This window comes from Sediminicoccus sp. KRV36 (assembly GCF_023243115.1).
Classification (GTDB): Bacteria; Pseudomonadota; Alphaproteobacteria; order Acetobacterales; family Acetobacteraceae; genus Roseococcus.
Window position 1 is genome coordinate 2,418,795 of sequence record NZ_CP085081.1, and the last position, 26,402, is coordinate 2,445,196.

Annotated in this window: 25 protein-coding genes; 5 read left to right on the top strand and 20 right to left on the bottom strand. The window is 68.7% G+C overall.

Annotated elements, in window-relative coordinates; genetic code table 11:
* Positions 1–41: 41 nt before the first annotated feature.
* Genes LHU95_RS11260 through LHU95_RS11270 form a run of 3 tightly spaced genes read right to left on the bottom strand, consistent with a single transcriptional unit; the run spans position 42 to position 3,947 of the window.
* A complete protein-coding gene (locus tag LHU95_RS11260; RefSeq protein ID WP_248711452.1) occupies positions 42–1,409 on the bottom strand; it encodes an amidase in 1,368 nt (455 codons plus the stop codon).
* Positions 1,410–3,131, bottom strand: a complete 1,722-nt coding sequence (araD, locus tag LHU95_RS11265) for an L-arabinonate dehydratase (RefSeq protein WP_248711453.1) — start codon at positions 3,129–3,131, stop codon at positions 1,410–1,412.
* A gap of 57 nt (positions 3,132–3,188) precedes the next feature.
* Positions 3,189–3,947, bottom strand: coding sequence for an SDR family NAD(P)-dependent oxidoreductase (locus LHU95_RS11270; protein ID WP_248711454.1), 759 nt, complete (start codon positions 3,945–3,947; stop codon positions 3,189–3,191).
* 105 nt (positions 3,948–4,052) lie between these two features.
* Between LHU95_RS11270 and LHU95_RS11275 the strand changes: the two genes are divergently transcribed.
* Entirely contained in the window at positions 4,053–5,564 is a 1,512-nt protein-coding gene (locus tag LHU95_RS11275) for an AMP-binding protein (protein WP_248711455.1), read from the top strand.
* A gap of 4 nt (positions 5,565–5,568) precedes the next feature.
* Here LHU95_RS11275 and LHU95_RS11280 read toward each other — a convergent pair whose 3' ends face one another.
* The 5 genes from LHU95_RS11280 to LHU95_RS11300 all read right to left on the bottom strand — a co-directional run bounded on the left by LHU95_RS11280 (position 5,569) and on the right by LHU95_RS11300 (position 10,200).
* Positions 5,569–6,450, bottom strand: coding sequence for an SDR family oxidoreductase (locus LHU95_RS11280; protein ID WP_248711456.1), 882 nt, complete (start codon positions 6,448–6,450; stop codon positions 5,569–5,571).
* On the bottom strand, positions 6,447–7,406 hold the full coding sequence (locus LHU95_RS11285; RefSeq protein WP_248711457.1) for a tripartite tricarboxylate transporter substrate binding protein: 960 nt from the start codon (positions 7,404–7,406) through the stop codon (positions 6,447–6,449). Before LHU95_RS11285 ends, LHU95_RS11280 begins: the two co-directional genes overlap by 4 nt.
* Before the next feature lie 68 nt (positions 7,407–7,474).
* On the bottom strand, positions 7,475–8,245 hold the full coding sequence (locus tag LHU95_RS11290) for a substrate-binding domain-containing protein (protein ID WP_248711458.1): 771 nt from the start codon (positions 8,243–8,245) through the stop codon (positions 7,475–7,477).
* 10 nt (positions 8,246–8,255) lie between these two features.
* Positions 8,256–9,227, bottom strand: a complete 972-nt coding sequence (locus LHU95_RS11295) for a tripartite tricarboxylate transporter substrate binding protein (RefSeq protein WP_248711459.1) — start codon at positions 9,225–9,227, stop codon at positions 8,256–8,258.
* Position 9,228: 1 nt separating this feature from the next.
* Positions 9,229–10,200: a tripartite tricarboxylate transporter substrate binding protein gene (locus tag LHU95_RS11300; protein WP_248711460.1), complete on the bottom strand. Its 972-nt coding sequence runs from the start codon at positions 10,198–10,200 to the stop codon at positions 9,229–9,231.
* 99 nt (positions 10,201–10,299) lie between these two features.
* On the opposite strand from LHU95_RS11300, the gene LHU95_RS11305 reads away from it, so the two are divergent.
* Positions 10,300–11,100 carry an enoyl-CoA hydratase-related protein gene (locus tag LHU95_RS11305; protein ID WP_248711461.1) on the top strand — a complete coding sequence of 267 codons (801 nt, stop codon included), beginning with the start codon at positions 10,300–10,302 and terminating at the stop codon, positions 11,098–11,100.
* Between the two features lie 142 nt (positions 11,101–11,242).
* Here the strand turns inward: LHU95_RS11305 and rfaD are convergent, their stop codons facing one another.
* Positions 11,243–12,211 (bottom strand): ADP-glyceromanno-heptose 6-epimerase, encoded by a 969-nt coding sequence (gene rfaD / locus LHU95_RS11310; protein WP_248711462.1) that lies wholly within the window; start codon positions 12,209–12,211, stop codon positions 11,243–11,245.
* Positions 12,212–12,257: 46 nt separating this feature from the next.
* Between rfaD and LHU95_RS11315 the strand changes: the two genes are divergently transcribed.
* Positions 12,258–12,527: an accessory factor UbiK family protein gene (locus LHU95_RS11315; RefSeq protein WP_248711463.1), complete on the top strand. Its 270-nt coding sequence runs from the start codon at positions 12,258–12,260 to the stop codon at positions 12,525–12,527.
* Here LHU95_RS11315 and LHU95_RS11320 read toward each other — a convergent pair.
* The 4 genes from LHU95_RS11320 to LHU95_RS11335 all read right to left on the bottom strand — a co-directional run bounded on the left by LHU95_RS11320 (position 12,508) and on the right by LHU95_RS11335 (position 16,915).
* Complete coding sequence (locus LHU95_RS11320; protein ID WP_248711464.1) at positions 12,508–14,208, bottom strand: amidohydrolase family protein; 1,701 nt, start codon at positions 14,206–14,208, stop codon at positions 12,508–12,510. The two genes, LHU95_RS11315 and LHU95_RS11320, sit on opposite strands and share 20 nt — an antisense overlap.
* A 52-nt stretch (positions 14,209–14,260) precedes the next feature.
* Entirely contained in the window at positions 14,261–15,958 is a 1,698-nt protein-coding gene (locus LHU95_RS11325; protein ID WP_248711465.1) for an amidohydrolase family protein, read from the bottom strand.
* Between the two features lie 95 nt (positions 15,959–16,053).
* On the bottom strand, positions 16,054–16,503 hold the full coding sequence (locus LHU95_RS11330; RefSeq protein WP_248711466.1) for a GNAT family N-acetyltransferase: 450 nt from the start codon (positions 16,501–16,503) through the stop codon (positions 16,054–16,056).
* 31 nt (positions 16,504–16,534) lie between these two features.
* On the bottom strand, positions 16,535–16,915 hold the full coding sequence (locus tag LHU95_RS11335) for a RidA family protein (RefSeq protein ID WP_248711467.1): 381 nt from the start codon (positions 16,913–16,915) through the stop codon (positions 16,535–16,537).
* A 92-nt stretch (positions 16,916–17,007) separates the two neighbouring features.
* Between LHU95_RS11335 and LHU95_RS11340 the strand changes: the two genes are divergently transcribed.
* Entirely contained in the window at positions 17,008–18,927 is a 1,920-nt protein-coding gene (locus LHU95_RS11340; RefSeq protein ID WP_248711468.1) for an AsmA-like C-terminal region-containing protein, read from the top strand.
* Positions 18,928–18,970: 43 nt separating this feature from the next.
* Here the strand turns inward: LHU95_RS11340 and tyrS are convergent, their stop codons facing one another.
* A complete protein-coding gene (tyrS, locus tag LHU95_RS11345; RefSeq protein WP_248711469.1) occupies positions 18,971–20,200 on the bottom strand; it encodes a tyrosine--tRNA ligase in 1,230 nt (409 codons plus the stop codon).
* A gap of 54 nt (positions 20,201–20,254) precedes the next feature.
* On the opposite strand from tyrS, the gene LHU95_RS11350 reads away from it, so the two are divergent.
* Positions 20,255–21,379: an anhydro-N-acetylmuramic acid kinase gene (locus tag LHU95_RS11350; RefSeq protein WP_248711544.1), complete on the top strand. Its 1,125-nt coding sequence runs from the start codon at positions 20,255–20,257 to the stop codon at positions 21,377–21,379.
* Between the two features lie 313 nt (positions 21,380–21,692).
* Here the strand turns inward: LHU95_RS11350 and LHU95_RS11355 are convergent, their stop codons facing one another.
* The 6 genes from LHU95_RS11355 to LHU95_RS11380 form a co-directional block, all read right to left on the bottom strand.
* Positions 21,693–21,863 carry a hypothetical protein gene (locus LHU95_RS11355; RefSeq protein WP_248711470.1) on the bottom strand — a complete coding sequence of 57 codons (171 nt, stop codon included), beginning with the start codon at positions 21,861–21,863 and terminating at the stop codon, positions 21,693–21,695.
* 78 nt (positions 21,864–21,941) lie between these two features.
* A complete protein-coding gene (locus LHU95_RS11360) occupies positions 21,942–22,907 on the bottom strand; it encodes a tripartite tricarboxylate transporter substrate binding protein (protein WP_248711471.1) in 966 nt (321 codons plus the stop codon).
* A gap of 158 nt (positions 22,908–23,065) precedes the next feature.
* Entirely contained in the window at positions 23,066–24,583 is a 1,518-nt protein-coding gene (locus LHU95_RS11365; RefSeq protein WP_248711472.1) for an amidohydrolase family protein, read from the bottom strand.
* Between the two features lie 2 nt (positions 24,584–24,585).
* Positions 24,586–25,149: a histidine phosphatase family protein gene (locus LHU95_RS11370; protein ID WP_248711545.1), complete on the bottom strand. Its 564-nt coding sequence runs from the start codon at positions 25,147–25,149 to the stop codon at positions 24,586–24,588.
* A complete protein-coding gene (locus tag LHU95_RS11375) occupies positions 25,149–25,763 on the bottom strand; it encodes a glutathione S-transferase family protein (protein ID WP_248711473.1) in 615 nt (204 codons plus the stop codon). Before LHU95_RS11375 ends, LHU95_RS11370 begins: the two co-directional genes overlap by 1 nt.
* A gap of 19 nt (positions 25,764–25,782) precedes the next feature.
* Positions 25,783–26,400, bottom strand: a complete 618-nt coding sequence (locus tag LHU95_RS11380; RefSeq protein WP_248711474.1) for a glutathione S-transferase N-terminal domain-containing protein — start codon at positions 26,398–26,400, stop codon at positions 25,783–25,785.
* Between the last annotated feature and the right edge of the window lie 2 nt (positions 26,401–26,402).

Sequence of the window (26,402 nt, forward strand, 5' to 3'; positions counted from 1 at the left end):
CCGTCCGCCTCCCTGGCGGACCCGCTCCCGTTCCGCGCCCGCTATATGGCCGAATGCAGCCACCGTGCCATCGCCGTGACGCGCGAATCGGCATGCGCCTGGCCGATGAGCTGCGCGCCGAAGGGCATGCCCTCCACCGCCATCACCGGCAGCGTGACGCAAGGCACGCCGAGGGCCGAGGTCGCGGCATTGGCGGCGATGTCACCAGTCGGGCGGGGGTTCTGCGTGTCATCCGGGTCCCAGAGGGGGGCGATGCCCGGCGCGGCGGGGGCGATCAGGGCATCCACGACGGGGGCGAGGCGCGCCATGGCGGCGCGCATCTCCTCGCGCGTGGCCAGCGCCGCGCGGTAATCCTCGACGGTCAGCGCCTCGGAGGCGCGCAGCCGGGCGATGGCGCGCGGGCTGAGGCCGCCGGGGTGATTGGCCTCCAGGTTCAGCAGGGACCAGCGGTTTTCGAAACCGACGATGACGGCGGTGATGGCCTTGCCTTGCGCCGCGATGCGCTCCAGCGCCGCGATGGCGGGATGGTCGGCGGCGCGCAGCACTGGGATGTCCAGGCTCTCGATGCGCGCGATCAGCGCCTCGAAGGCCTCACGCTCGGCCGGGCGCAGCATGGACCAGGCTTCGGTCTGCAAGAGGCCGAGCGTCTGGGGGCGGACGGGATGCGGCGGCTCGTCGGGCCCGATCAGGCCGAGCGTTCCCGGGTCTCCGCCCGCGCGCTTCGCGATCTCGATGGCGACCTGCCACATATCCTCGATGCTGTTGGCATGGACGCCCGCGGTGCTTTGGCTGGAGCCCTGGCGCTCGCCGCGATGGATGCCGCCTTGCGTCGGCTTCAGCGCCACATTCCCGCAAAAGGCCGCGGGGCGGATGATGGAGCCGCCCACCTGCGTGCCGATGGCGGCCGGCACCATGCCGGCCGCCACGGCGGCGGCCGAACCGGAGGAGGAACCGCCCGGCGTGCGGCTGTGATCCCAGGGGTTCTTGGTGGGGCCGGGCTCGCTCTGGCCGAGTTCGGTGGTGACGGTCTTGCCCAGGATGATCGCGCCGGCCTGCTTGAGGGCCTGGATCATCGCAGAATCGCGGCGAGGGAAATTGCCGGCATAGGCGGCGCAGCCCATCTGCGTCGGGAAGTCCTTCGTCTCGATCAGGTCCTTGATGCCGATGGGCATGCCGTCAATCGGCGAAAGCGGCGTGCCGGCCTTCCAGCGCGCGCTGCTCTCATCGGCGTGCTGGCGCGCGAAATCGGGGTCGAAGACGACGAAGGCGCGCAGCTCCTCCTCCTTCGCCGCGATGACGCCCAAGCAGCGCTCCAGATAGGCGCGGGGCGTATCGCCGCCGGCACGGAAGCCAGCCACGGCGCCGTGCCAGGTGAGGCCCGCGAAGGTCTTGGGGTGGTAGCTGGGCATTCAGTGGATCTCCGGCTCCGGGGTCGCTGCGCCGCGCTCCAGGAAATCGAGGTCGCAGCCGGTATCCGCCTGGCCGACCGTGCGCTGGTACAGCGCGGTCCAGCCGCGTTCCTGCGGTGCCACGCGCGGCCTCCAGGCAGCACGGCGGGTGGCGAGTTCGGCCTCATCCACCAGCAGGTCAATGCGGCGCCCGGGAACGTCAAGCGAGATCAGGTCACCGTTGCGCACCAAGGCGAGCGGACCGCCGATGGCCGCTTCGGGCGCCACATGCAGCACGCAGGTGCCGTAGCTGGTGCCGGACATGCGTGCGTCGGAGACGCGGACCATGTCCCGCACGCCCTCAGCCAGCAGCTTCTTGGGGATGGGCATCATGCCCCATTCGGGAAAGCCCGGGCCGCCCTGGGGGCCAGCCTGGCGCAGAACCAGAACGCTGTCGGCCGTCACGTTGAGCGCCGGATCATCCAGCCGCGCATCGAGGTCGTTGTAATCCTCGAAGACCACGGCGGGGCCGGTGTGGCGCAGCTTCTCGGGGCTGGCGGCACTGTGCTTGATGACGGCGCCGTCGGGGGCGAGGGAGCCGCGCAGGATGGCCACGCCCCCTTCGGGATAGAAGGGATTTTCCAGATCGCGGATCACGTCGCGGTCATAGACTTCGGCACCTTCGATCTGCGCGCCCAGCGTGCCGTTCACGGTGACGGCATCGAGCGCCAAGTGCGGCGCCAGCGTGGCCAGAAAGCCGCGGCTGCCGCCGGCGTAGAAGAAATCCTCCATGAGGTGCGTATCGCCATTGGGGCGCAGATTGGCGATCAGCGGCACGCGCGCGCTGATGGCGTCAAACCGCTCCAGATCCATGGCGATGCCCGCGCGTCGCGCGATGGCGATCAGATGCGGGATGGCGTTGGTGGAACCGCCAAAGGCCATGGTTGCCGCCACGGCATTGTCCAGGCTGCGCTGGTCCAGCAGTTTCGTGATGCTCAGGTCCTCCCAGACCATGCCCACGATACGCGAGCCGGCCGCGGCGGCCATCCGCGGATGCGCCGAATCCACCGCCGGAATGCTGGCGGCCCCGGGCAGCGTGAGGCCCAGCGCCTCGGCCGCGATGGCCATGGTGCTTGCGGTGCCCGCCGTCATGCAGGTACCGGCGGAGCGGCTGAGCCCGGCCTCCATCTCGTTCCAGTCGGCTTGCGTGATGTTGCCGGCGCGCAACTCGGAATAATACTTCCAGACATCGCTGCCCGAGCCGAGCTTCTTGCCGCGCCAATTGCCGCGCAGCATGGGGCCGGCGGGGATGTAGATGGCGGGAATCCCCATGCTGATGGCACCCATGATCAGCGCGGGGCCGGTCTTGTCGCAGCCGCCCATGAGCACCAGGCCGTCCAGCGGAAGGCTGCGCGCAATCTCCTCCGTCTCCATCGCGAGGAAGTTGCGGTAGAGCATGGTGGAGGGTTTCTGGAACACCTCGGGCAGGGCCATCGCCGGGATTTCCATGGGCACGCCGCCCGCCTGCCAGACGCCGCGCTTCACATCCTGCGCGCGCTCCCGGAAATGGCCGTGGCAATGCATCAGGTCCGACCAGGTGTTGATGATGCCGATGATGGGCTTGCCGCGAAATTCCGGCTGGCCGAAGCCGAGCTGCATCAGGCGCGAGCGGTGATTGGCGCTGCGCATGGTTTCCACACCAAACCAGCGGTGGCTGCGGAGGTCTTCGGGCTGCTTGGTCATCACACGGGATCCATGAGGAAGGGCAGGGCGGGCGGCCTGCGCCACCCGCCCTTGGTATCAGCGCGGCGCCATGCGCAGCGCGCCATCGAGGCGAATGGTCTCGCCATTCAGATAGGCGTTCTCGACGATGCTCATCGCCAGCTTCGCGTATTCATCGGGGTTGCCGAGGCGATGCGGGTTGGGCACGCCGGCGGCGAGCGAAGCCTTGATGGCATCGGGCAGGCGCTGAAGCATGGGCGTGTCGAAAATGCCGGGTGCGATGGTGCAGACGCGGATGCCCTTGCTGGCCAAATCACGCGCCGCGACCACCGTCATGCCGATGACGCCCGCCTTGGAGGAGGCATAGGGAATCTGGCCGATCTGTCCCTCGATGCCGGCGATGGAGGCGGTCAGGATGCAGACCCCGCGCTCGCCCTCCACGGCCTCGGTCTTGGCCATGGCGGCGGCGGCCAGGCGCAGCGCGTTGAAGCTGCCGGTCAGGTTCACGCGGATGATTTCGGCGTAATGCGCAAGGCTGCCGGGCGTGCCGTCCTTCTCCAGGATGCGCAGCGCGCCGCCACGCCCCGCGCAATGCACCAGCACGCGCACCGGGCCCATGGCTTCGGCGCTGGCCACGGCGGCCATCATGCTGGCTTCATCGGCGACATCGGCGACGGCGAAGCCACCGCCCAATTCGGCGGCGACGGCAGCCCCTGGCGAGGTGGCGAGGTCCACGATCATCACCTTGGCACCCGCGGCCGCAAGGCGCTTGGCGCTGGCCAGCCCGAGGCCCGAGGCCCCACCCGTCACGATCGCGACGGCACCTTTGACGTTCATGTGATTCCTCCTGGGATTTGTGGCGGGCAGCGCACCATGCGGGGCGCATTGACGCAAGCCGCCGGGGCGCGGAAGTTTGCGGCAACAAAGGATGGGGAAACGCCGATGCCGCTGCTGGCCCAGAATGCCGCGCGCTGGCCCGAGAAGCTCTGCGCGATCTTTCCTGATACGGGCGAGAAGCTGCGCTTCGGCCAGTTGGATGCGGCCGCCAACCAGGTGGCCCATGGGCTGATCGCGCTCGGCCTCCAGCCGGGCGAGGGGATTGCCCTGCTGCTGGAAAACAGCCCGGAATTCCTGATGCTGACCTATGGCGCCAAGCGCGCCGGGCTGATGGTGACGCCGCTTTCCATCCATCTGCGGCCGAATGAGGTGGCGCATGTCATGCGTGATTCCGGCGCGCGGCTGCTGGTGGCTTCAGCGGGGCTGAGCGGGCTGGTGGCGGCGCTGGATTTGTCAGCCGTGCCGCATCGCTTCGCCGCCGGTGGCGAGGTGCCGGGCTTCGCGCCTCTCAGCGCCCTGATGGAAGGGCAGCCCTCCAACTGGCCCGCAGGCGAGCGGCCGATGGGGCGGGAGTTCCTCTATTCCTCGGGCACCACGGGCCTGCCCAAGGGCATCCGCCGCCCCCTGATTCCCTTCGCGGACCGGCTGAAGCCGGAATTCGACATGACCTGGAAGGGCTTCTACGGCTTCGATGAGAACAGCGTGTATCTCTCGCCGGCACCGCTCTATCACGCGGCCCCCAACCGCTATGTGCAGCGGAGCATGGATCACGGCGGCACGGCGGTGATCCTGCGGAAATTCGACGCCGAGCGCTGCCTCACGATGATCGAGGCGCATCGCATCACCCACAGCCAATGGGTGCCGACGATGTTCGTGCGGATGCTGGCGCTGCCCGAGGATGTGCGCGGGAAATACGACCTTTCCTCGCACCGCACGGCGATCCATGCGGCCGCGCCCTGCCCGGTGCCGGTGAAGCGCGCGATGATCGCCTGGTGGGGGCCGATCCTGCGCGAGTATTACGCGGGCAGCGAGGGCATCGGCACGGTCTTCATCGACAGCGAGACCTGGCTGAAGAAGCCGGCCAGCGTGGGGCGGCCGGCCTATGGGCGCGTGCATATCCTGGACGAGGCGGGGGCCGCTTTGCCCGCTGGCGAGACGGGCCGCATCTGGTTCGAGGGTGGGCCAAAATTCGCCTACCACAATGATCCCGAGAAGACGGCGCAGGCTTACAATGAGCACGGCTGGGCCACGCTGCACGATCTGGGCTGGCTGGATGAGGAGGGATTCCTGTTCCTCTCCGATCGCCGTGCCGACTTGATTTTATCAGGCGGCGTGAATGTCTATCCGGCGGAGATCGAGGCGGTGCTGCTGACGCATCCGCGCGTGAACGAGGTGGCCGTGATCGGGGTGAAGGATGCCGAGTTCGGCGAACGGCCGCGCGCCCTGGTGGTGCCGCGCGGCGAGGGGGATGCAGCGCTTGCCGAGGAATTGATCGCGCTGTGCCGTGCGGAACTGGCTGGCCCGAAAGTGCCGCGCGCCGTGGAATTCCTCGACGAATTGCCCCGTAGCGAAGCGGGCAAGCTGCTGCGCCGCGTCTTGAAGGAGCGGTATCTGTGAACGCTCAGCGCAGCGCCTTGTCTTCCTCATTCCGCGCCTTGATGCGCGCCCGCGCTTCCGCCCATTCGGCGTCGCCCCAGGCGGTGTAGTCATTGTAGTTGCCCGCGCCATTTGCCAGCCAGTTGCCGCCATCCAGTGCCACCGTCTGCCCGCTGATCCAGCCCGCACCATCCGAGAGCAGGAAGGCGGCGAGATTGCCAATATCCTCGGGCGTGCCGCCCTTGCGCATCGGGTTCTTCGCGGCGGCCTTGCCCACCGGGTCCTCCGCGCCCGGGCGGATGCGCGCCAGCATCCCCTCGGTCGGGATCAGGCCGGGGGCGATGCCGTTCAGCCGGATGCCATAACGCCCCCATTCGAGGGCGAGCGACTTCGTCATCGCATCCACGCCCGCCTTGCTCATGGCCGAGGGCACGACGAAGGGCGCGCCGGTCCAGATCCAGGTGACGGTGATCGAGACCACGGCGCCAGGCATGCCGGCCGCGATCCAGCGCTTGCCCAGCGCCTGGGTCACATGGAAGGTGCCGTTGAAGACGATGTCGGAGACGGCACGGAAGCCGCGCGCGGAAAGATCCTCGGTGCGGCTGATGAAATTGCCGGCGGCGTTGTTGATGAGGCGCGAGGGGCCGTGGCCCGCATCAAAGCTCGCCTGGATAGCGGCATCCACGGCCGCGGCGTCCTTGATATCCACCGCCTGGCAGCGGGCGCGGCCCGGGTATTCGGCGTTCATCTCGGCCACCGTGTCTTCCAGCACGGAGGCGCGGCGGCCCCAGATTTCGACGGCAGCGCCGAGGGAGAGCAGATGCTCGGCCATCATGCGGCCGAGGCCGGTGCCGCCCCCGGTGATCAGGACGCGCTGCCCCGCGAACAGGCCCGGCGCGAAGATCACAGCCCGAGGCCGAGGCGCTTCACGCGGGCTTCCTCGTAATCCGCCGTGGTCTGGATGAAGCGGCCATAATCGGCGCTGCTGAGATACTCCAGCGGCATGTCGAGCCGCGCCAGCGTGGCGACATGTGCGGGATCATGCAGGGCAACCCGGAAGCCGTCATGCAGGCGGCGGACGATCTCCGGGTCCATGCCCAGCGGGCCGACGACGCCATAAGGCGAGGTCACCACCATGTCCTGGTAGCCCAGTTCCAGCAGCGTGGGCACGTTGGGCAGCTTGGGCGAGCGTTCGCGCGGCCAGACATTCAGCGCGCGCAGCCGTCCGTCCTGGATGAGCTGCAACACGCCCGAGCCGGTGCCCGAGGCATCGATATGCCCGCCGATGATGGCCGGCACCGCATCGCCCTCACCGCGGAAGGGGACGTGCAGCACCTCGATCCGCTCGCGCTCGGCGAGTTCGATGAGGGTGAGGTGCGGCGTGCCATTGGCGCCCGTGTTGCCGATCTTCACCTCGCCCGGGCGGCGGCGCGCATCGGCCACCAGATCGGCCCATGTCTGGTAGGGGCTCTCGGTGCGCACGCACACCATGAAGAGATAGCCGGTGACGTGGATGATGGGCGTGAAATCGGTGCGCGGGTTAAAGGCCATGCGCTGCATGAAGGGCAGGCGGATGGCGGGCAGGGCGAATTGCGCCAGCGTGTATCCATCCGGCCGGGCGTTGCGCATATTGGCCGCCGGCAGGGTGCCGCCGCCGCCCGGGCGGTTGTCAATGATCACCTGCTGGCCGAAGGCGCGCGACGCTGCCTCGGCGAAGGAGCGCATCTGCACATCGGTGGCGCCCCCGGCCGGGAAGCTGATCTGGATGGTGATGGGGCGGGTCGGGAAACTCTGTGCCGAAGCGCGGCCGGGCAGCAAAGCGGGCATGGCCATGGCGCTGGCGAGCAGGGTGCGGCGATTCATGAGGGCGTCTCCCGGGTGGTCTTTTATGGTGGTTGCCTCATCGCGCATTTTGCACGCCGAGGCCAGCGTCAGGCGCTGGCCGGGTCAAGCCCGGCTTCGCGGATCGTCTGGTGGGCGGCGGGGGCGGCCAGGAAGCGGATCAGCGCCTGGGCGGCCTCCGGCTGCTCCGAGCGCGTGCCGATGCCGGCCGAGAAGGTGGTGACGCGCTGGATCGGCGCGGGCAGGGGCCCGACGATCTCGATGCCCGGGATGGGCAGCAATTCGCTGGTCTGCTGAAAGCCCAGCTCCACCACGCCATTGGCGACTTCGCGGCCGACCCAGCGGGGAAATTGCCGGGCCTTGCCGGCCATCTGCTCCGTGATGCCGAGGCGCGCGAAGAGTTCGGTGGAGAGATAGACGCCGCTGGCGCTGGAGGAATAGCCGATGCTGGCGGCGTTCAGCAGCGTCTGGCGGAACTCCTCCACCGTGCCGATGCGCGGATGCGGCGTGCCCGCGCGGACCGCCATGGCGATGGCGGAATGCACCAGGTCCACCTCGCTGCCGGGCCGCACATGGCCCGCCCGCACCAGCGCATCGAGCGAGCCGCGCGCCAGGATCACCACATCCGCCACCTCGCCCCGCGCAAGGCGCTGGGGAATGGCATCGGGCGCCTGCCCCATGGAAGGGCCGAGTGCCGTGGCCAGGCGATGGCCCGTGGCAGCCTCGAAGCGCGGCCCCAGGATCTGATAGGGTGCCGTGAAGGCGCCCGAGGTCATCACGCGGACCGTCGTGCTGGCACGCGCCAGGCGCGGTGCCAGCAACAGGCCGGAAAGCCCGAGCCCAAGGAGGCGGCGCTGCATCATCGTGCCGTCACCCTTCGATGCGGATATTGGCGACGCGGATCGCCTCGGCGAAGGCGGCGCGCTGGGTCGTGATGTAGGTCGCCATGGCGGCGGCGCCCCGGTAATCGGGCTCCAGCCCGGAGGCCGCCACACGCTCGCGGATTTCGGGCAGCTGCATGGCGCGGGCCACCTCGGCATCCAGGCGCTCGATGATGGCGGCGGGGGTGCCGGCGGGCGCCATCAGGCCGATCCAGGCGCCACCATCAAAGGCGGAGAGGCCCGGCAGCGCGGCCAGCGGCGGAATGCCGGGTGCGAGCGAGGAACCATTCTTGAAGCTGATGCCCAGGGCGCGGAGTTGCCCGTTGCGCACCGCGGCACCGGCGGCGGCCACCGTCTCGATGGAGTAGTTCACATGCCCGCCCATCACGGCCGTCAGTGCAGGCGCGCTGCCGGCGAAGGGCACATGCACCACCTCGACACCCGCCAGCGCGTGGAACCAGGAGGCGATGATATGCGCGGTCGCTCCGGTGCCGGACGAGGAGAAGGTGTAGCGCCCGGGATTGGCCTTGAGCAGGGCGATGAACTCGGCGGCATTCTGTGCGGGGAAGTTGGGCGGCACCACCAGGATCAGCGGCGCGATGCCGGTGATGGCGATGGGCGCGAAATCCCGCTCGGCATTGAAGGGCGTCCGCTGCACGAGGGGCGACGTGACGATGGGGCCGGTGGATGCGGCGAGCAGCGTGTAGCCATCGGGCGTGGCCTTGGCGACGGCATCTGTGCCGATCAGCCCACCGGCACCTGCGCGATTCTCCGCCACGAAGGGCTGGCCGAGCGTCTCGGTGAGGCGCATCGCCATGACGCGGGCGGCGAGATCCGTCGCCTGGCCGGGTGGCCAGGGGATCACCACGCGCACGGGGCGGTTGGGGTAGGCGGCTTGGGCCATGGCCCCGTCCGCGGCCAGCAGGGCGGGGGCGGCGAGCAGACTGCGGCGCTGGATCATCTCAGCCCTCGATGCGGATATTGGCGGCGCGGATGGCGGCGCCGAAGCCGCGGCGCTGATTGGTGACATATTCCCGCATGCCATCCGGGCCATGATAAACCGGCTCCAGCCCGGCCGTGACCAGGCGGTCGCGCATGTCGCCGCCCTGCATGGCGCGGCTGATCTCGGCGTCAATCCGGTCGATGATCGGGCGCGGCGTGCCGGCGGGTGCCATCAGGCCGATCCAGGCGCCGGCGTCGTAATCCTGCATCCCCGGCAGGCGGGCCAGCGGGGGCACATCCGGCACCAGCGTCGAGCCATTCTTGAAGGAAATGCCCAGCGCCTTGAGGCTGCCATTGCGGATCAGCGGGCCGGTCGCGGCCAGGGTCTCGACCGAGTAGCTGACATGCCCGCCGACCACGGCCGTCAGCGCAGGACCGCTGCCGGCGAAGGGCACATGCACCACATCCACCTGGGCGAGCGAATGGAACCAGGCGGCGACGATATGCGCCGTGGCGCCGGTGCCCGAGGAGGAGAAGCTGTAATGCCCGGGGCGCGCCCGCAGCAGGGCCAGAAATTCCTCGGCCGTGTTGGCGGGGAAGTTCGGCGGCACCACCAGCAGGTAGGGCGACATGCCGGTGATGGCGATTTCGGTGAAGTCACGCTCGGCATTGTAGGAGGTGCGCTGCACTAGCGGCGAGGTGACAAGCGGGCCGGTGGATGCGGCGAGCAGCGTGTAGCCATCCGGTGCTGCCTTGGCCACGGCATCCGTGCCGATCATGCCGCCCGCACCTGCGCGATTTTCCGCGACGAAAGGCTGGCCGAGGGTTTCCGTCAGGCGTTGTGCGGCGATGCGCGCGGCCAGATCCGTCGCCTGGCCAGGCGGCCAGGGCACCACCACGCGCACGCTGCGATTGGGCCAGGCCGGCTGGGCGTTGGCGGATGCGGCGGCAAGAAGGAAAGGGGCCGCAAGTGCGGCGCGACGCTGGATCATTTGTTTCACTCCCTGAGACACCTGCATTAGGGTTTCCAGGCGGCCTTGCGCAAGGGGCTTCGTCCGCGTCCAATCCGGCGCCGTGATCGAGGAAACCCCATGCGCGACCTGCCCGAATTCGAGACCCTCACGCTGGAGGAAGCCACGCCGCATCTGCTTGTCGTCCGGCTGAACCGACCCGAGGTGGCGAACGCGCTGAACACGCAAATGGGGCGGGATCTGCTGGCACTCTGGACGGCGCTGACCGAGGATGCGCGCGGCATTCGCTGCGTGATCTTCACCGCGGCCGGAGGGCGGGCCTTCTGCGCGGGCGGGGATCTGAAGGAGCGCCTAGGCATGAGCGATGCCGCCTGGCAGGCCCAGCACGAGATCTTCGAGCGCGCCTATTGGGCGCTGATGGATTGCCCCATCCCGGTCATCGCCGCGGTGAATGGCCATGCCTATGCGGGCGGCCTGGAGATGGTGCTTGCGAGCGACTTCGCCTATGCCGCCGAGACGGCACGCTTTGCGCTGACGGAGGTCACCATCGGCATCATGCCGGGTGCCGGCGGCACGCAAAACCTGCCGCGTGCGGTGGGCGAGCGACGGGCGAAGGAGATCATCCTGACCGGGCGGCCCTTCACCGCGCAGCAGGCGCTGGATTGGGGGATACTCAACGCGGTCTATCCGGCGGAAGCGCTGCTGCCGGCCGCGCTGGAGACGGCGCAACGCATCGCCGAGAACGCGCCGCTTTCGGTGCGACAGGCCAAGAAGAGCATCCATTACGGGCTGCAGATGGACTTGCGCACCGGCTTTCGCTTCGAGATCGAGGCCTATAACCGCCTGGTCGGCACTGAGGATCGGCATGAGGGGATTGCGAGCTTCAATGAGAAGCGCAAGGCGGTGTTTCGGGGGAAGTAGAGCCTGATCGGCTTTGGTGTCTTCACCAAAGGCGTGAATCAGTCTCTGGCGGTGCCTGATCGGCTTTGGTGTCTTCACCAAAGGCGTGAATCAGTCTCTGGCGGTGCCTGATCGGCTTTGGTGTCTTCACCAAAGGCGTGAATCAGCCCGCGGCGGATTCCTGCAGCCAGGCGACGTATTCCGCCACACCCTCCTCCAGCGATGTCGGTGGATGCGGGTATCCGGATTGGCGCAGCTTGCTCATCGGCGCCTCGGTGAAATATTGGTATTTCCCGCGCAGATCGGCGGGCATCGGCATGAATTCTATCCGCTCGGGCAGGTTCAGCGCGGCGAAGACGGCGCGTGTCAGGTCCAGGAAACTGCGCGCCTGCCCGCTGCCGCAGTTGAACAGGCCCGAGACACCGGGATTGTCCAGCAGCCAGAGCATCACGCGCACGCAATCGGTGACACTCACGAAATCACGCTGCTGCATGCCATCCGCGATGCCAGCGCGGTCCGAGGCGAAAAGCCGCGCCGGCGCGCCGGAGAGAATCTCGCGGTATTTGTGCAGCGCCACGCTCGCCATGCGGCCCTTATGGCCCTCACGCGGGCCATAGACGTTGAAGAATTTCAGCCCGGCCCATTGCGGCGGCTTCGGGCGGCCGAGTTGCAGCATCTGCGCCACCCGGCGGTCAAAGGCGTGCTTGGACCAGCCGTACAGATTCAGCGGCTTGAGGCGCGAGAGGCCCTCGGGCGTTTCCTCATCGGCGAAGCCCTGTTCGCCATCGCCATAGGTCGCGGCGGAGGAGGCATAGATGTAGGGCACGCCATGCGCCGCGCACCAATCCCATAATCTGAGCGAGAGCGTCAGGTTGGAGGCGGCCACAAGGTCACCATCCGTCTCGGTCGTGGCGCTGATGGCGCCCAGATGCAGCACGGCGCGCGGCTGCATGGCCAGGGCGGCCTCCACCTGGGTCGGTGGCAGCAGCCCGGCCAGGATGGCGCCTTCCAGATTGCGCCACTTCTCGCCATTGCCGAGCCAGTCCAGCACCACCACCTCTTCACCTCGGGCGGTGAGAGCTGCAACCAGGTTCGAACCGATGAAGCCGGCGCCGCCGGTGACGAGAATCATGCGCCTGGGTTATAGCCAGAGCCGCAACGCAGCAAGGAGGGGTCTCATGCTCAAGGATGGTCGCCAGCGACTGGATGATCTGGCCGGAATGGCCGGGGGCGCCTTTTCCATGATCGCGGGGCTACGCGCCGAGATGGAAGCCATGGCCCGCGCCCAGGCCGAGGCGATGGTGCGCCGCCTGGAACTGGCCCGCGCCGAGGATCTCGACGCCGCCATGGAAGTGGCCCGCCGCGCGCGCGCCCATGCCGAGGCGCTGGAATTGCGCGTGGTGGCGCTGGAGGCGGAAATCGCGGCGCTTAAGGCCGGCCCCGCCTGAGCAGACGCCCGGGCAAGGCGCCCGTGGCCACGCCATCGCGATAGGTGACCACGCCGCGCTTGATGGTGGCGCGGTAGCCGCTCGGCGCCTGCAACAGGCGCCGCCCGCCGGCCGGCAGGTCATGCACCATGCGCGGCGGCAGCAGCCCCAATTCCCCCTCGGCGATCAGGTTGAGATCAGCAAGGTAGCCGGGCGCCAGCACGCCGCGGTCATGGAGGCCCATGGCGCGCGCCGTGTCGCTGGTTTGGCGGCGAATGAGTTCCTCGATGGGAAAGCCGCGCCTGGCCCAGTGCATCAGCACGAAGGTCGGGAAGCTGCCATCGGAGATGAAGCCGACATGCGCGCCGCCATCGGAAAGACCGATGATGGCGTTGCGGTGGCGCATGCATTCGGCTGAGGCATCCAGCGTGTAATCCGCGAAATTGGTCAGCGGCGCGAAGATGAAGTTTTCGCCCTGGCCCTCGGCCAACAGGTCATAGGCGACTTCCTCGGGCTTGCGGCCCTCACGCAGCGCCTGGGCTTCCAGGCTTTTCTCGCGCGGGGGCGCGTAGTCGGGCGGGGCGCCGAAGGGGAACATGCGCGCCCAGTGCAGGCGCGTGATGAGCGGGAAGTTGGAGCCGGCGATGCGGTCCTCGCTGAGGATCCGCGCGCGGCGGGCGGGTTCGCGCAAGGCGGCGGCGCGCTCGGCGGGCGGCAGATGCGCCACCTCCTTGTAGGAGGGGCAGCCGGAGAAGGGGTTTTGCGAGCCGACCAGGCCCAGCAAAATCCCGATGGGGCGCGGCGGAAAGACGGGGCGGATATCCAGCCCATTCTCGGCCGCCTCGTCAGACATGGCGAGGAGTTCGCGCCACGCCTCGGTGCGGTCATGCCGCGCGGTCAGCGAGAACACGATGGGCCGGCCCGAGGCGGCGGCGACGCGCCGCACCATGGCGAATTCCGTGGCCGGGTCCGGCGTGTTCCAGTCGGAAACCATTTCCAGGAGGCCGCCACCGCCCTCGGTCAGGCCGGCGGCGATGCCAATCAGCTCATCCTCCTGGGCCTTGAGCGTGGGCGTGGGGTCGCCCGCCAGCGTCTTGTGGCTGATGGTGCGGCTGGTGCTGGCCCCGAAGGCGCCGGCGGCGGCGGCCTCGGCGGTGAGGGCGCGCATCTGGCCGATCTCGCCCTGGGTGGCGTTCTCCAGCTGCAGCGCGCGTTCCCCCATCACATGCACGCGCAGCGCGCCATGCGGCAGCAGGGCGCCGATATCAATGTCGCGCGGCTTACGTTCCAGCGCATCGAGATATTCGGGGAAGCTCTCCCAGGACCAGTTCAGCCCCTCATGCAGCACGGGGCCGGGGATGTCCTCGACGCCTTCCATCAGCGCGATGAGGGTCTCGCGATCCTCGGCGCGGCAGGGTGCGAAGCCGACGCCGCAATTGCCCATCAGCGCCGTGGTGACGCCATGCCAGGCCGAGGGGGCGAGGTGACTGTCCCACACCGCCTGGCCGTCATAATGCGTATGGATATCCACGAAGCCGGGTGTGACCAACAGGCCGGTCGCGTCGATTTCCTCGGCGCCCTTGCCGGGCACTTCGCCCAGCTGGACGATCTGGCCGCCCTGAATGGCGACATCGCCGATGAAGCCCGGCGCGCCGGTTCCATCCAGAATGCGGCCGCCGCGAATGACGAGATCGTGGGTCATATCGCCTCCGCTCGCTGGAGGGCGCATGCCCGGAGGCGTGAATCGGTGGCGCTCATCGTTTTGCTCCCCTGATCAGCCGGCCGGGCAGGGCGCCCGTGGCCTTTCCATGTTCATGCACGATCGCGCCCGCGCAGAGTGTGGCGCGATAGCCGCGCGCCCCCTGCACCAGGCGCTTGCCGCCGGCTGGGAGGTCGTAGCGCATATTCGGCCGCTCGATCGCGAGGTTCCCGAAATCCACCACGTTGATGTCGGCGCGCAGACCTTCGGCGAGGATGCCGCGATCATGCAGCCCCAGGGCGCGCGCATTGTCGGCGGCCAGGCGCTTCACCACGAATTCCACGGCCAGCTTGCCGCCGCGCGCCCGGTCCCGCGCCCAATGCGTCAGCATGTGGGTGGGTGCGGAGGCATCGCAGATATAGCCCACATGCGCGCCACCATCGCCCAGGCCCATCAGCGTGTGGGGGTGGGTCACCATCTCGCGGATCGCATCCAGATTGCCATCGGCATAGTTCAGCAGGGGGCGGTTGAGGATGGCACGGCCACCTTCCTCCAGCATCCAGTCATAGCAAAGATCCTCGGGCTCGCGGCCCAGGAGCCGCGCCTGTTCCAGCACGCTGGCCTCGGGCGGTGGCTCGTAATCCGGCGTCAGCTTGTAGATGCGCGCGTAGTTGTTGAGCCGCGCGCGCAGGGCGGGCTCCGTCGGCTCGGCCAGGATGCGGGCCCGGCGGCCCGGGTCGCTGAGGGCGGCGGCGCGTTCGGCGATGGGCAGGTGGGCCACCTCCTGGAAGCCCCTGCGCGTCAGGAAGGGATGCTGCGAGAGTTCCCAGCCGAACATCAGCCCGACCGGGCGGCCCATCACCTGGCCGGTGACGGGGATTCCTTCGGCATTGGCGATGCTCACCTGATCCAGGATCCAGCGCCAGAAATCCGGCCGGGATTCGCGCTGCAACAGCGAGAAGGTCATCGGCCGCCTGGCGATGCGGGCGATGCGCATCAGCCTGTCCCACTCTTCCTCCGCCGGGTCGTCGAAATCGGAGATGAGCTGCATCCAGCCGCCGCCCAAGCCCGCCGCGATCTCGGCCAGCTCGATCTCGGCGGCCCCCAGTGTGGGCGTGGGCTCACCCGCCAGCGTCTTGTGCGCGATGGCCCGCGAGGTGGAGAAGCCGAGCGCGCCGGCCGCGATCCCCTCCCGCGCCAGGCGGGCCATTTCGGCGCGGTCCTCGGCATTGGCGGGCTCACGCTCGAAGCCACGGCGCCCCATGACATGCACGCGAAGTGCGGCATGCGGCACCTGGGTTGCGATATCCATGTCATAGGGACGCGCTTCCAGGGCGTTGAGGTATTCGGGGAAGCTCTCCCAGTTCCAGGGCAGGCCCTCGGTGAGGACGACCTCGGGGAGGTCCTCCACGCCCTCCATCAGCTTCACCAGCATGTCGCGGCTTTCCGGCCGGCAGGGCGCGAAGCCGACGCCGCAATTGCCGAGCAGCGCCGTCGTCACGCCATGCAGCGAGGAGGAGAGGATCTCGGAGGTCCAGGTGGCCTGGGCGTCGTAATGCGTGTGGATATCCACGAAGCCGGGCGTGACCAGGTGCCCGCGCGCATCAATTTCCGGCGTGCCGCGGGGCACGGTCAGGTTGCGGCCCATGGCGGCGATGGTGCTGCCCGAGACCACCAGATCGGCCTCGAAGGGCGCGCCCCCGGTGCCGTCCACGATGGTCCCGCCACGGATGATGAGGCTGGCTTCGGCCATGGATTGGTTCTCCCTACCCGCAAGTCTCGCACCCCTGGGGCCGCCGCGCCAGGGATGTGGCGCAGCGCCCCGCCAGCTGATGGCCAGCCTGCGGCTTACCCCTGCTTCCGCAGGGAGCGGGAAAAGCCGGGCCCAGCCTCGACGAAGCCGGTGGCGCGGCAGAAGGCTTGCAGCGATGGCGACTCTGCCGCCGCCGCGATCTCCATCCGGGTGCAGCCCGCCACGCGCGCGGCCTGCGCGGCGCCCTTGAGCAGCAGCCGGCCGATCCCCATGCGCCGCTGCTCCTCGCCCACCAGCAGGCACGTGATCTGCGCCACGGGGCTGGCCGCCGCCAGCGTCGGGTACCAGTGCATCAGGACCAGGCCGCTGGGCGGCCCCCATTGCAGCGCGACCAGGGCCGTGGCGCTGCCCTGGCGCAGCGCCGTGATCCGTTCCGCCAGGTCACGCGCCTCGATGAGCAGCCCGGCCTCGGCCAGCAGGATGGCGAGGCCAGGGGCCTCGGCCGCCGTCGCGGCACGGATTTCCAGGCCGTGGCGCAGGCTCATTGAGCTGTTCCGTGTCCTGGCCCGGTGCGGCTCAACCCGCCAGCGCCACGCAGGCGAAGCCCACGCGCGCCTCGGTCGGCACGCCGAACAGCACGGTGTGCCGCGCCGGCAGGCCGCCCGGGAAATGCTTCACATATTCAGCGTTGCAGGCGGCGTAATCCGCGCGGTCGGTGATCAGCATGGTCACCTGCACCACGCGCTCCAGGCTGCTGCCCGCTTCGGACAGCAGGCCCGCGATGAAGGCGAGGGAATTGCGCACCTCCTCGGCCGGCGTGGCGCCGCGATGAATGCCCTGGGCCGGGTCATGCGGGGCTGAATGGCCGGAGACGTAGACCAGGCCGCCGGCCCGCACGGCGCGGGTGAAGGGGCGGCTCTCGCCGGGTGTGGGTGGGTGGAAGAATGCGATGTCCATCGGGCCCTCGGGGAAATGCGGGTTGAGTGTGGCGGATTGCGCGCCGCGCGCCAGCCATCCCCGTCCCGAAGGAATTGGGGTATGGAGGCGCCATGAGCGATACCGAGACGCCAGCCGAAGCCAAGCCGCCCGCCAAGGCCCCCATGCCCGTCTGGTGGAGGGTCCTGTTTGGGGTTGCCGGCCTGCTCCTGCTGCTGCTGAGCCTGCCCGTTGGCGCCTGGTTCCTGCTGCCCCGCCTCGAACTGGCGCATCTGGCGGCGGACCGCGCGAGCACCATGCTGGGCCGGCCCGTTACCATCGAAAGCCTGCGGATCACGCCCGGCGAGCGGCTTGGCGTCGTGCTGCGGGGCGTGAAGCTCGCCAATATCGAGGGGGGCACGCGCGACGACATGCTGCGCCTCGATGCGCTCTCGGCCGAACTGGATCTCATGGCGCTGCTGCATGGCACGCCGGTGCTGCGCGAGGCGCGGGTCGAGGGGCTTTCGGTGCTGCTGGAGCGCAATGCGGCGCGCGAAGCAAATTGGCATTTCGGGCCCGCGCGTGAGGCCGGACCCGCCGGCAGCCCGGCCCATCGTCGCCAGATCCCGCTGTTTGACGCCATCCGCATCGCCGGCAGCGAAGTCATCTTCCGCACCACGGGCGGCCTGATCCTGCCGACGCGGCTGGAGACGGCGAGCCTGACCGCGGGGGATGAGAACGCGCCCATCCTGTTGCAGGCGACAGGCACGTACAACGGCGTGCCGATCACGCTCGAAGGCCCGCTGGGCAGCATCGCCGCCCTGCGCGAGGCCGGCAGCCCTTTTGGCCTTGATCTGAGCGCCATGGCCGGTGAGACGAGCCTCACGCTGATCGGCTCCAGCACGGACCCGCTGAATTTCGATGCCGTGCAGGGCAGGCTGGAACTGCGCGCGCCGAGCCCCGCGACATTGCTGGCACTGGGCGGCGCCGGGATGGAGGGCGTGCCCGATATCGCCATCGAACTGGCCGGCACGCTGGACCGCCAGGGCGATGTCTGGCGCATGACCACGCTGGAGGGGCAGGCCGATGGCGCCCCCTTCACCGGCAGCCTGCTGCGCTTCACCGAAGGCCCGCGCGGCGAGCCGGATGCGCTGGCCATGGACCTCGCCTTCACGAAGCTCGATCTCAACCGGTTGTTGCGCGCGGGCGGCCACGGCCAGGAGGGCGAGGCCGATCTCCCGCTCGCCGTCTTCACCGCGCCCGATCCGCTGATCGAACTGCGGATGAGTGCCAATGAACTGCTGTATGACGCGCTCCATGCGCGCGAGGCGCGGCTGGTCGCTTCCCTGGTCCCTGGCGAGGTGCGCGTGGAGACGCTTTCCATGCAGGCCTTCGGCGCCCGGATCAGCGCAACCGGCCGGCTGGAGGCGGATGAAGATGACCTCCAGGTCGCGGCCGATGTCACGATGACCGAGGGCGACCTGGAAGCCCTGCGCCGCGCCTTTGGCATCCGCGAATTGCCCATCTCGGGCCGGATCGAGGGCCGGCTGGCCGTCACGGGCCGTGGCCGAAGCTTGAACGCGGCCGCACGCGGGGCGCATGTCTCGGCGGTGCTGGCGATGTCGGGCGGGAGCATCGCGCGGGAGGTGATCGAGATGACCACGACCGACCTGCGCGCCTTGTTTCGCACGGCGCGCGGGCGGGTGCGGCTTTCCTGCATGATCGCCGTGCTGGATATGCGCGCGGGTGTGGGCGAGGTGGCGCCGATGCGGCTGCGCTCGGCCAATGGAATGATCAGCGGGATGGCGTCGTTTGACCTCAACCGCCAGCGGCTGGACCTGATCATTGGCAGCCATCGGCAGACGACGGGCAGCTTCGCGCTGGATATCCCCATCCGGGTCAGCGGCAGCTTTGCCGACCCCGACATCCTGCCGGCGCAATGGTCCACCGCCGGGCGCGCGCGGCTTTCAGCGGGCGACCAGACGGTGCCGCTGCCGCCGGCGCTGCGCGATTACGCCCGCCGCAGCCCGTGCTTCTTCGCAGGTGGCCGCTGAGGGCTCGGCGCCCGTTTGAGAGCAGGTATGGCCCCGCGCGTGTTCAGCCCGCGCGGACCAGCACGTGCTTCTTCTTCCCGGCCGAGAGCTTGGCCGCGCCGTCCCGCAGGTCGCTCTCGGTCACGCTCATGGCCGCGTCACTGACGGCGGCGTCGTTCAGCCGCACGCCGTTCTGGGCAACCAGGCGCCGCGCCTCGCCCTTGCTGGCGGCCAGCCCCGCGCTGACCAGCAGGTCCGCCAGCGAGGCAGGCAGCGCGTGGGCGATGCTGGGCAGGCTTTCGGCGGCCGTGCCTTGCTCAAAGGCCTGGCGCGCGGTTTCTGCCGCGGCTTCGGCCGCCGCCCGGCCATGCAGCAGGGCGCAGGCTTCGGTGGCGAGGATCTTCTTCGCCTCATTCACCTCAGCACCCTGGAGCGCGCCGAGGCGGCGCACCTCCGCCATCGGCAACTCGGTAAAGAGGGCCATGAACCGCCCCACATCCGCATCCTCGGCGTTGCGCCAGAATTGCCAGTAATCATAGGGGCTGACGCGCTCGGCGTTCAGCCAGACGGCACCCGCCGCCGTCTTGCCCATCTTGGCGCCCGAGGCCGAGGTGATCAGCGGCGTGGTGATGCCGAACGCCTCCTGCTGATCCATCCGGCGCACCAGATCCGCGCCCATGACGATGTTGCCCCATTGGTCGCTGCCGCCCATTTGCAGCGTGACACCGTGCCGGCGGCGCAGCTCCACGAAATCATAGCTTTGCAGCAGCATGTAGTTGAACTCGATGAAGGTCAGCGGCTGGTCCCGTTCCAGGCGCAGCTTCACGCTGTCCATGCTCAGCATGCGGTTCACGCTGAAATGCCGGCCCACCTCACGCAGGAAGGGGATATAGGCGAGGGCGTCCAGCCATTCGGCATTGTCCAGCATCATCGCCGTGCCGGGAGTGTCGCCGAAGGTCAGGAAGGGCTCGAACACGCGGCGGATGCCGGCCTTGTTCTCTGCGATGCGCTCCTCGGTGAGGATCATGCGCGTTTCATCCCGGCCCGATGGATCACCGATCTTGGTGGTGCCGCCGCCCATCAGCACGACGGGGCGGTTACCGGTCCGCGCCATCCAGCGCAGCAGCATGATCTGCACCAGGCTGCCCACATGCAGGCTATCGGCCGTGGCGTCGAAGCCGATATAGCCCGTCACCGGACCCTTGGCGAAATGCGCGGCGAGTGCGGTTTCCTCCGTCATCTGATGGACGAAGCCGCGCTCGCGAATGATCGAGAGAAAATCTGAGGCTGACATGCAATGGAGACCCGAATGGCGTTTCGCGCAGCGCCGTAGCACAATCAGCCCATGTTGAGAATCGTGGGCCTGATGAGCGGAACCTCGCTCGATGGCGTGGATGCTGCCTGGGTCGAGACGGATGGGGAACGCGTGGGCCTGCTCGGCCCCACGCTGACGCTACCCTATGACCCGGGGCTGCGGCGCGATCTGCGCCGGCTGCTGGAGCTGGCCCCGGGCCTCTCGCCAGAGGATCCCTTCCTGCTGGATTGCACCGCCCGCCTGACCGAGCGCCATGCCGCGGCCGTCCTGCGCATCCAGCAGGAGGCCGCGCGGGCCGGGCTGCCGGAGGCGGAGCTGATCGGCTTCCATGGCCAGACCATCCTGCACCGGCCGCTGCGCCCCGGCGATTCGCGCAACGCGCGCGGCTACACTTGGCAGATCGGTGATGCGCGGATGCTGGCGCGTGAGACGGGCCTTTCGGTGGCGTTTGATTTCCGCAGCGCGGATGTGGCAGTGGGCGGGCAGGGGGCGCCGCTGGTGCCGATCGCGCATGCCGCACTGGCGCATAACCTGCCCAAGCCGCTGGCCGTGCTCAATCTCGGCGGGGTTGCGAATGTCACCTATCTGGGGGCCGGGGGTGAGCTGCTGGCCTTTGATACCGGCCCGGCCAATGGGCCGCTGGATGACTGGGCCAAGCGTTCCCTGGGGCGCGACTATGACAAGGACGGCAATCTGGCACTGGCCGGCCAGGCCGATGGCGTGGTGCTGGGCCGGCTGATGGCGCATCCCTATCTGGCGCTGAGCCCGCCGAAATCGCTCGACCGGCTGGATTTCGACCGCGCCCTGCGCGAGGCCGGGGCGCATCTCCTCTCGCCCCAGGATGGCGCGGCGACGCTGGTGGCGTTCTGCGCCGTTTGCGTGGCAGCAGCGGCGCGGCACTTCCCCGAGCCCCCCATGCAATGGCTGGTGGGCGGCGGCGGGCGGCGGAACCCGGCCCTGATGCGAGCCCTGACGGCCACGTTGAGCGAGCCGGTGCGCCCGGTGGAAGTCGCCGGCTGGAATGGGGATGCGCTGGAGGCGCAGTGCTTTGCCGTGCTCGCCGCCCGCACCGCGCGCGGCCTGCCGATCAGCTTCCCGGAGACGACGGGCGCGCCACACCCCATGGCGGGCGGCCAGGTGCTGGGCGGGCTGCTGTAACGCGGCGGGCTGGTGGGGCAAGCGCGGGTCAGGACGGCGACGCTGCTTCCGCGTCCTCCCATAAGAGCCTGACCGATCAGAATTTTATTCGGATTTATGGGTTCGGCACGGCATCCGGGATGCCTGCGAGGCGGCTTTGAACGTGCAATGCATCCGAGATGCAGCGCGACGGCAAAGGCACAGAATTAACGGATTATGTCTGCCAATCCATTCGGCGGATGCTGCGCCGCATCATGTTCTAGTGGATGCGCGCAACATTCGGTTCTGCCAGGCAGGTGGGGCCGCGCGCGCCCGCCAGGGAAGGGGCGGCGCTTCAGCCCTTCGACTTGGCGCCGTCCTGTGAGGCGGTCCTGGCCTTGGCCACCTTTGTCGCGCTGCGGATCGGCGCCTGCCCAGCGATGCCTTCCGCGCGGGCGGCGCGGTTCATGGCAGCGACGTGCAGGGCAGCGGTAGCGAGGGCAATGCCCCGGCGGGAGAGTTCCATCGGCGTAAATCCTACTTGGCGAGTTGGATATACTCCGCTCAGGCACATGACAAAAGGGAAAAACGTTCCGCTTTTAAATTAATCAGCCCGCAACCCCGTCGCGCGCTGCAATTCGGCCCATTGGGCACGATCCCGCGCCACATAGGCGGCGAATTCGGCCGTACTCATCGGCAAGGCTTCCGTGCCCTGTGCCGCAAGCCGGGCGCGGAAGGCGGGGCGCGCCAGGATCGTCTGGATGGCCGTATGCAGCGTGGTGACGATGGGGGCCGGCAGGCCGGCCGGGCCATGCAGGCCATACCAGTTCAGCACGTCATAACCGGGGACCGTGGCGGAAATGCTGGGCACATCCGGCAGCACGCCCAGCGGCACCGGCGTCGAGACGCCCAGCGCCCGCACGCGCCCGTCCCGGATGAAAGCCAGGGCACCCGGAATATTGTCGGCGATCGCGCCAAGCCGCCCGGCCATCAGGTCGGGCATAGCCAGCGCCGTGCCGCGATAGGGCACATGCGTCATGTCCAGCCCCGTCTTCTGCGCCAGCAGCGCCATGGCCATGTGCGTGGAGGCGCCAATCCCCGCCGAGCCATAGGCCAGCAAGCCCGGCCTTGCGCGGACATAGGCAATGAATTCGGCCACGCTGCGGATGGGCAATTCATTGTTCACGATCAGCACTGCGGGCACGCCCGCGAAATTCGCGATGGGTGTGGTGTCCGTCGCCGGATCGAAGCTCAACCGCGTGAGGACGGGAACGATGCCGTGCGTCGCCTGGCCCGAGCAGACCAGCGTGTATCCATCCGGCCGGGCACGCGCGACGAATTCCGTGCCCACCGCGCCACCAGCGCCGGTCCGGTTCTCGACCACCACCTGCTGGTTCAGCAGCGGCCCCAGTTCATCGGCCATGAAGCGCGCCATGACATCGGCGGCACCGCCGGCGGCGAAGGGGGCAACGATGCGAATGGGCCGTTCCGGCACCCAGGCGGCTTGTGCTTGTGCGCGGAACACGAGCGCGGGTGCCGCGAGAAGGGGCAGGAGAGAGCGACGAAACATGAAGATTTCCCGGCCTGAGAAGGTTGAGCCGGAATATCAGCAAAACTCATGCCGCAGTGCAGCATGCGGATCAGGAATCGAACGCGGATGCCGCTGGATCGCGCCGGCCGTCCAACCCCGGCACCCAAGGGCGGAAAACACCCCGTTCGGGGATCGCCTCAGAGGCCGGAATTGGGCGCGTCGCACATGTAGCGGCTGAGGTGATAGGGCCGCGCGGCGAGGCCCGAGCAGAAGCTGGCCACCACCGGTTCCAGCGCATCGAACAGCGCCTTGCCCTGGATGGCCGCCGCCTCCAGCCGGGCACGCGCCGCCTCCGCCTCATCGGCCAGCTTTGCCATGTCCAGCGTGGTGTGGCGGCCATCACGATAGACGAAGCGCCCGCCGATCATCACATGGCGCACGCCGGTCGCGTCCTCGGCGTGGATCATCTGGTTGATGGTCGCGTTGTGCGGCATCCATTGCGTCTTGTGCAGGTCGAGGAAAACGATATCGGCCTTCATGCCCGGCGCGATGGCGCCCACATCCGGGATGCCAAGCGCCCGCGCGGAGCCGATGGTGCCGGCGCGATACACCTGCTCCGCCGTCGCCCATTCGTAAGGGTCGGGCTTTTGCACATGGGAGGTGAAGGCCGCCAGGCGCATCGCCTCATACATGTTGCCATTGTCGCCGCTGGAGACGCCATCCGTGCCGATGCCGATGTTCACGCCCAGCTCCAGCGCGCGCTTCAGCCGGAACATCCCGTTGCCGAGCTTCATGTTGGAAGCCGGGTTGTGCGCGATGGAGGCGCCACGATCCGCCAGCAGCCGGAAATCATCATCATCCAGCCAGACGCCATGCGCCACGGTGAAATCGGGGCCGATCAGGCCCAGGCTGTCCATGTAATGCACCAGCGTCATGCCGTATTTCTGCATGCCGACCACCGCCTGCACCTTGCTCTCACCGACATGGCTGTGCAGGCCGACATTGTATTTCCGCGCGAGGTCCCGGCAGCCGCAGAGGAATTCCTGGCTGCAATGATGCGGGATGGTCGGTGCCACGGCGAAGCGGATATCCTCGGCATTCCAGCGCCAGTCGCGCAGCGCCGCATCCATCACGGCGATGGTTTCCTGCCAGGGGCGGAACCTGATCTTCTCGGCCTCGGCGCGCAGCTTGTCCGGCAGCGCATCCATCAGCCCCGGAATGGCCTCATACAGCGAACGATCCGCCACCATGGGGGCGATCAGCGCGCGCATGCCGACGGTGGCATAGGCATCGGCCACGGCATCCAGCCCCTCTACCGTGGGGAGGGGGACCTCCATCGTCAGGTCATAGGCGGCGGTGCAGCCCTTCGCCACCATCTCGGCCGCGCAGAGCAGGGTGGAGAGGCGCTTGTCCTGCAGGTTGCGGTTGCCGCCGATCCAGGGGGCGGCGGCGAGCAGCGTCTCCAGGCTCATCCGGTCGCCCTGGCCGCGGGCCAGGCCGCCATGGCCGTGGGTGTGGGCGTTGATCAGCCCGGGATGCAGCAGATTGGTGCTGGCATCCACGATGCGCGTGCCCTCGGGGGCGGTGAGATTCTCGCCCACCTCGCGGATGATGCCGTCCTGGATCAGGATATCGGTCACCGCCGCGCGGCTCAGGCCAGGGTCGGTCAGGCGCCCGCCCTTGATGAGTTGCCAGCCGGGTTCCGCCTTGGCCATGTTCAGCTCTCCGGGGCGAGTTCGAGGGCGTCCAGCGTCCAGCTGCCCGGGCCGGGCTGGGCGAAAAGCGGCAGCGCATTGGGCGTGCGCACATTGGAGGGCAGTCCCGCCTCATAGCGGAAGGCGCGCCACAAGGCGCCATGCGCCACTACGAGGACCGGGCCGGACAACGCGGTCGCGCGGTTGATGGCGCGCACGGCGCGGGCACGGAGCGCCGCGAAGGGCTCGGCGCCCAGGGGCGTGTAGGTATCGGCGATCCAGTCATCATACCAATCGCCCATCGGCTTGCCTTCCTGCTCGCCGAAATTCACTTCCATCAGCTCGTCATCGAGCTGCACGGGCAGGCCGAGGGTGGCGGCCACCGTCTCCGCCGTCACGCGGGCGCGGCTCAAGGGGCTCGCCACGATGGTGGAGATCCGGGTGCCGGCGAGCGTGCGTGCGGCGCGCTCGGCCTGCATCTGGCCGACCTTGTTAAGCGGGATGTCGGTCTGGCCCTGGCTCAACCCCTCCGCGTTCCAATCCGTCTCGCCATGGCGCAGGAACCAGAAGGGGATGGGGTTGAGCATCATGCGGCGAAGCCTTCGGCCTTCAGGGTTTCGGCAAGGGCGGGGATGGCAAAGACGCGCTTGCGATGCGCCATCAGCGCATCGGGCGGCACCATGCCGACAAACCCCGCAAAGGTAGTGGTCATGGCGGCGGTCAGGTCGGCCGCGGTGAGTTGCGTGCCCACCAGCCAGTCCCGCGCAGCGAGGCCGGATTCCAGGAATTCCAGCACCTCGCCTACGCGCTTCAAACCGCCTTCGCGGATCTGGTTCTCGGCCGGGGGCGGGCCGAAAATCGCGGGGCGAAAGGCCGGCTGGAAGGCGCGCGGGAATTGGTAGGCGTACCAGGAGAGCCATTCCATCACCTGCCAGCGCTGGACGCGCCCGGCCGGGATCAGGCCGCTCTCCGGCGCCATCTCGCCGATGGCGAGCATGATGGCCGGCGTTTCCGTGATGGTCTCGCCGCTGTCCAGCAACAAGGCCGGCACCTGGCCCTTGGGGTTGATGGCCAGCATCTCGGGCGTCTTGTGCTCGCCCCCGCGCAGGCTGAGGTCCCGCACCTCGCCGGGCAAGCCGGCGAGGATGAAGGCGAGCCGGCAGGCGAGGCTCGATGTCCGCGCGGAGACGAAGAGGATCACGACGTTTTCCGTCGCGTTGTCACACGAGGCCCTCGCGCGCCATCACGCGCTGCACGGCCGGCCGCGCCTTCATGCGGGCGTAATGGGCCGCCACGTTCTTCGGCAGGTCGAGCTTCAGGCGCTCAGCCGCCCAGAAGGTGACGTAGAAGGGTGCCGCATCACCGAAGCTGAAATCACCCGCCACATAGTCACGGCCTTCGAGGGCGCGATCGAGCCAGGCCAGGCCCTTGTTGTAGATCTCAAGGCCACGCGCCTTCACCGCTTCGTGATCCGCCTCGCTGGGTGCGAAATTCACCGGGCGGAACATGCGGGAGAAGCCCTGCATGTGCATGGTGGCCACCGCGTAATCCGTCGCTTCCAGCGCCGTCGCCTGGGCTTCGGCCGTGGCGGGCATCAACTTCGCCGCCGGATACTTGGCCGCGATCCAATAGGCGATGGCGGTGAATTCCGTCAGCACGGAGCCATCATCGCGCACCAGCGTGGGCACCTTGGACTTCGCGTTGATGCTGGTGAATTCCGGCTTGAACTGGGCCCCTTCGCGCAGGTTCAGCAGCGTCGGCTCAAAGCTGGCGCCGCTTTCCTCGAGCAGGACATGGATGCCGAGCGAACAGGCGCCGGGGGCATAGAACAGCTTCATGG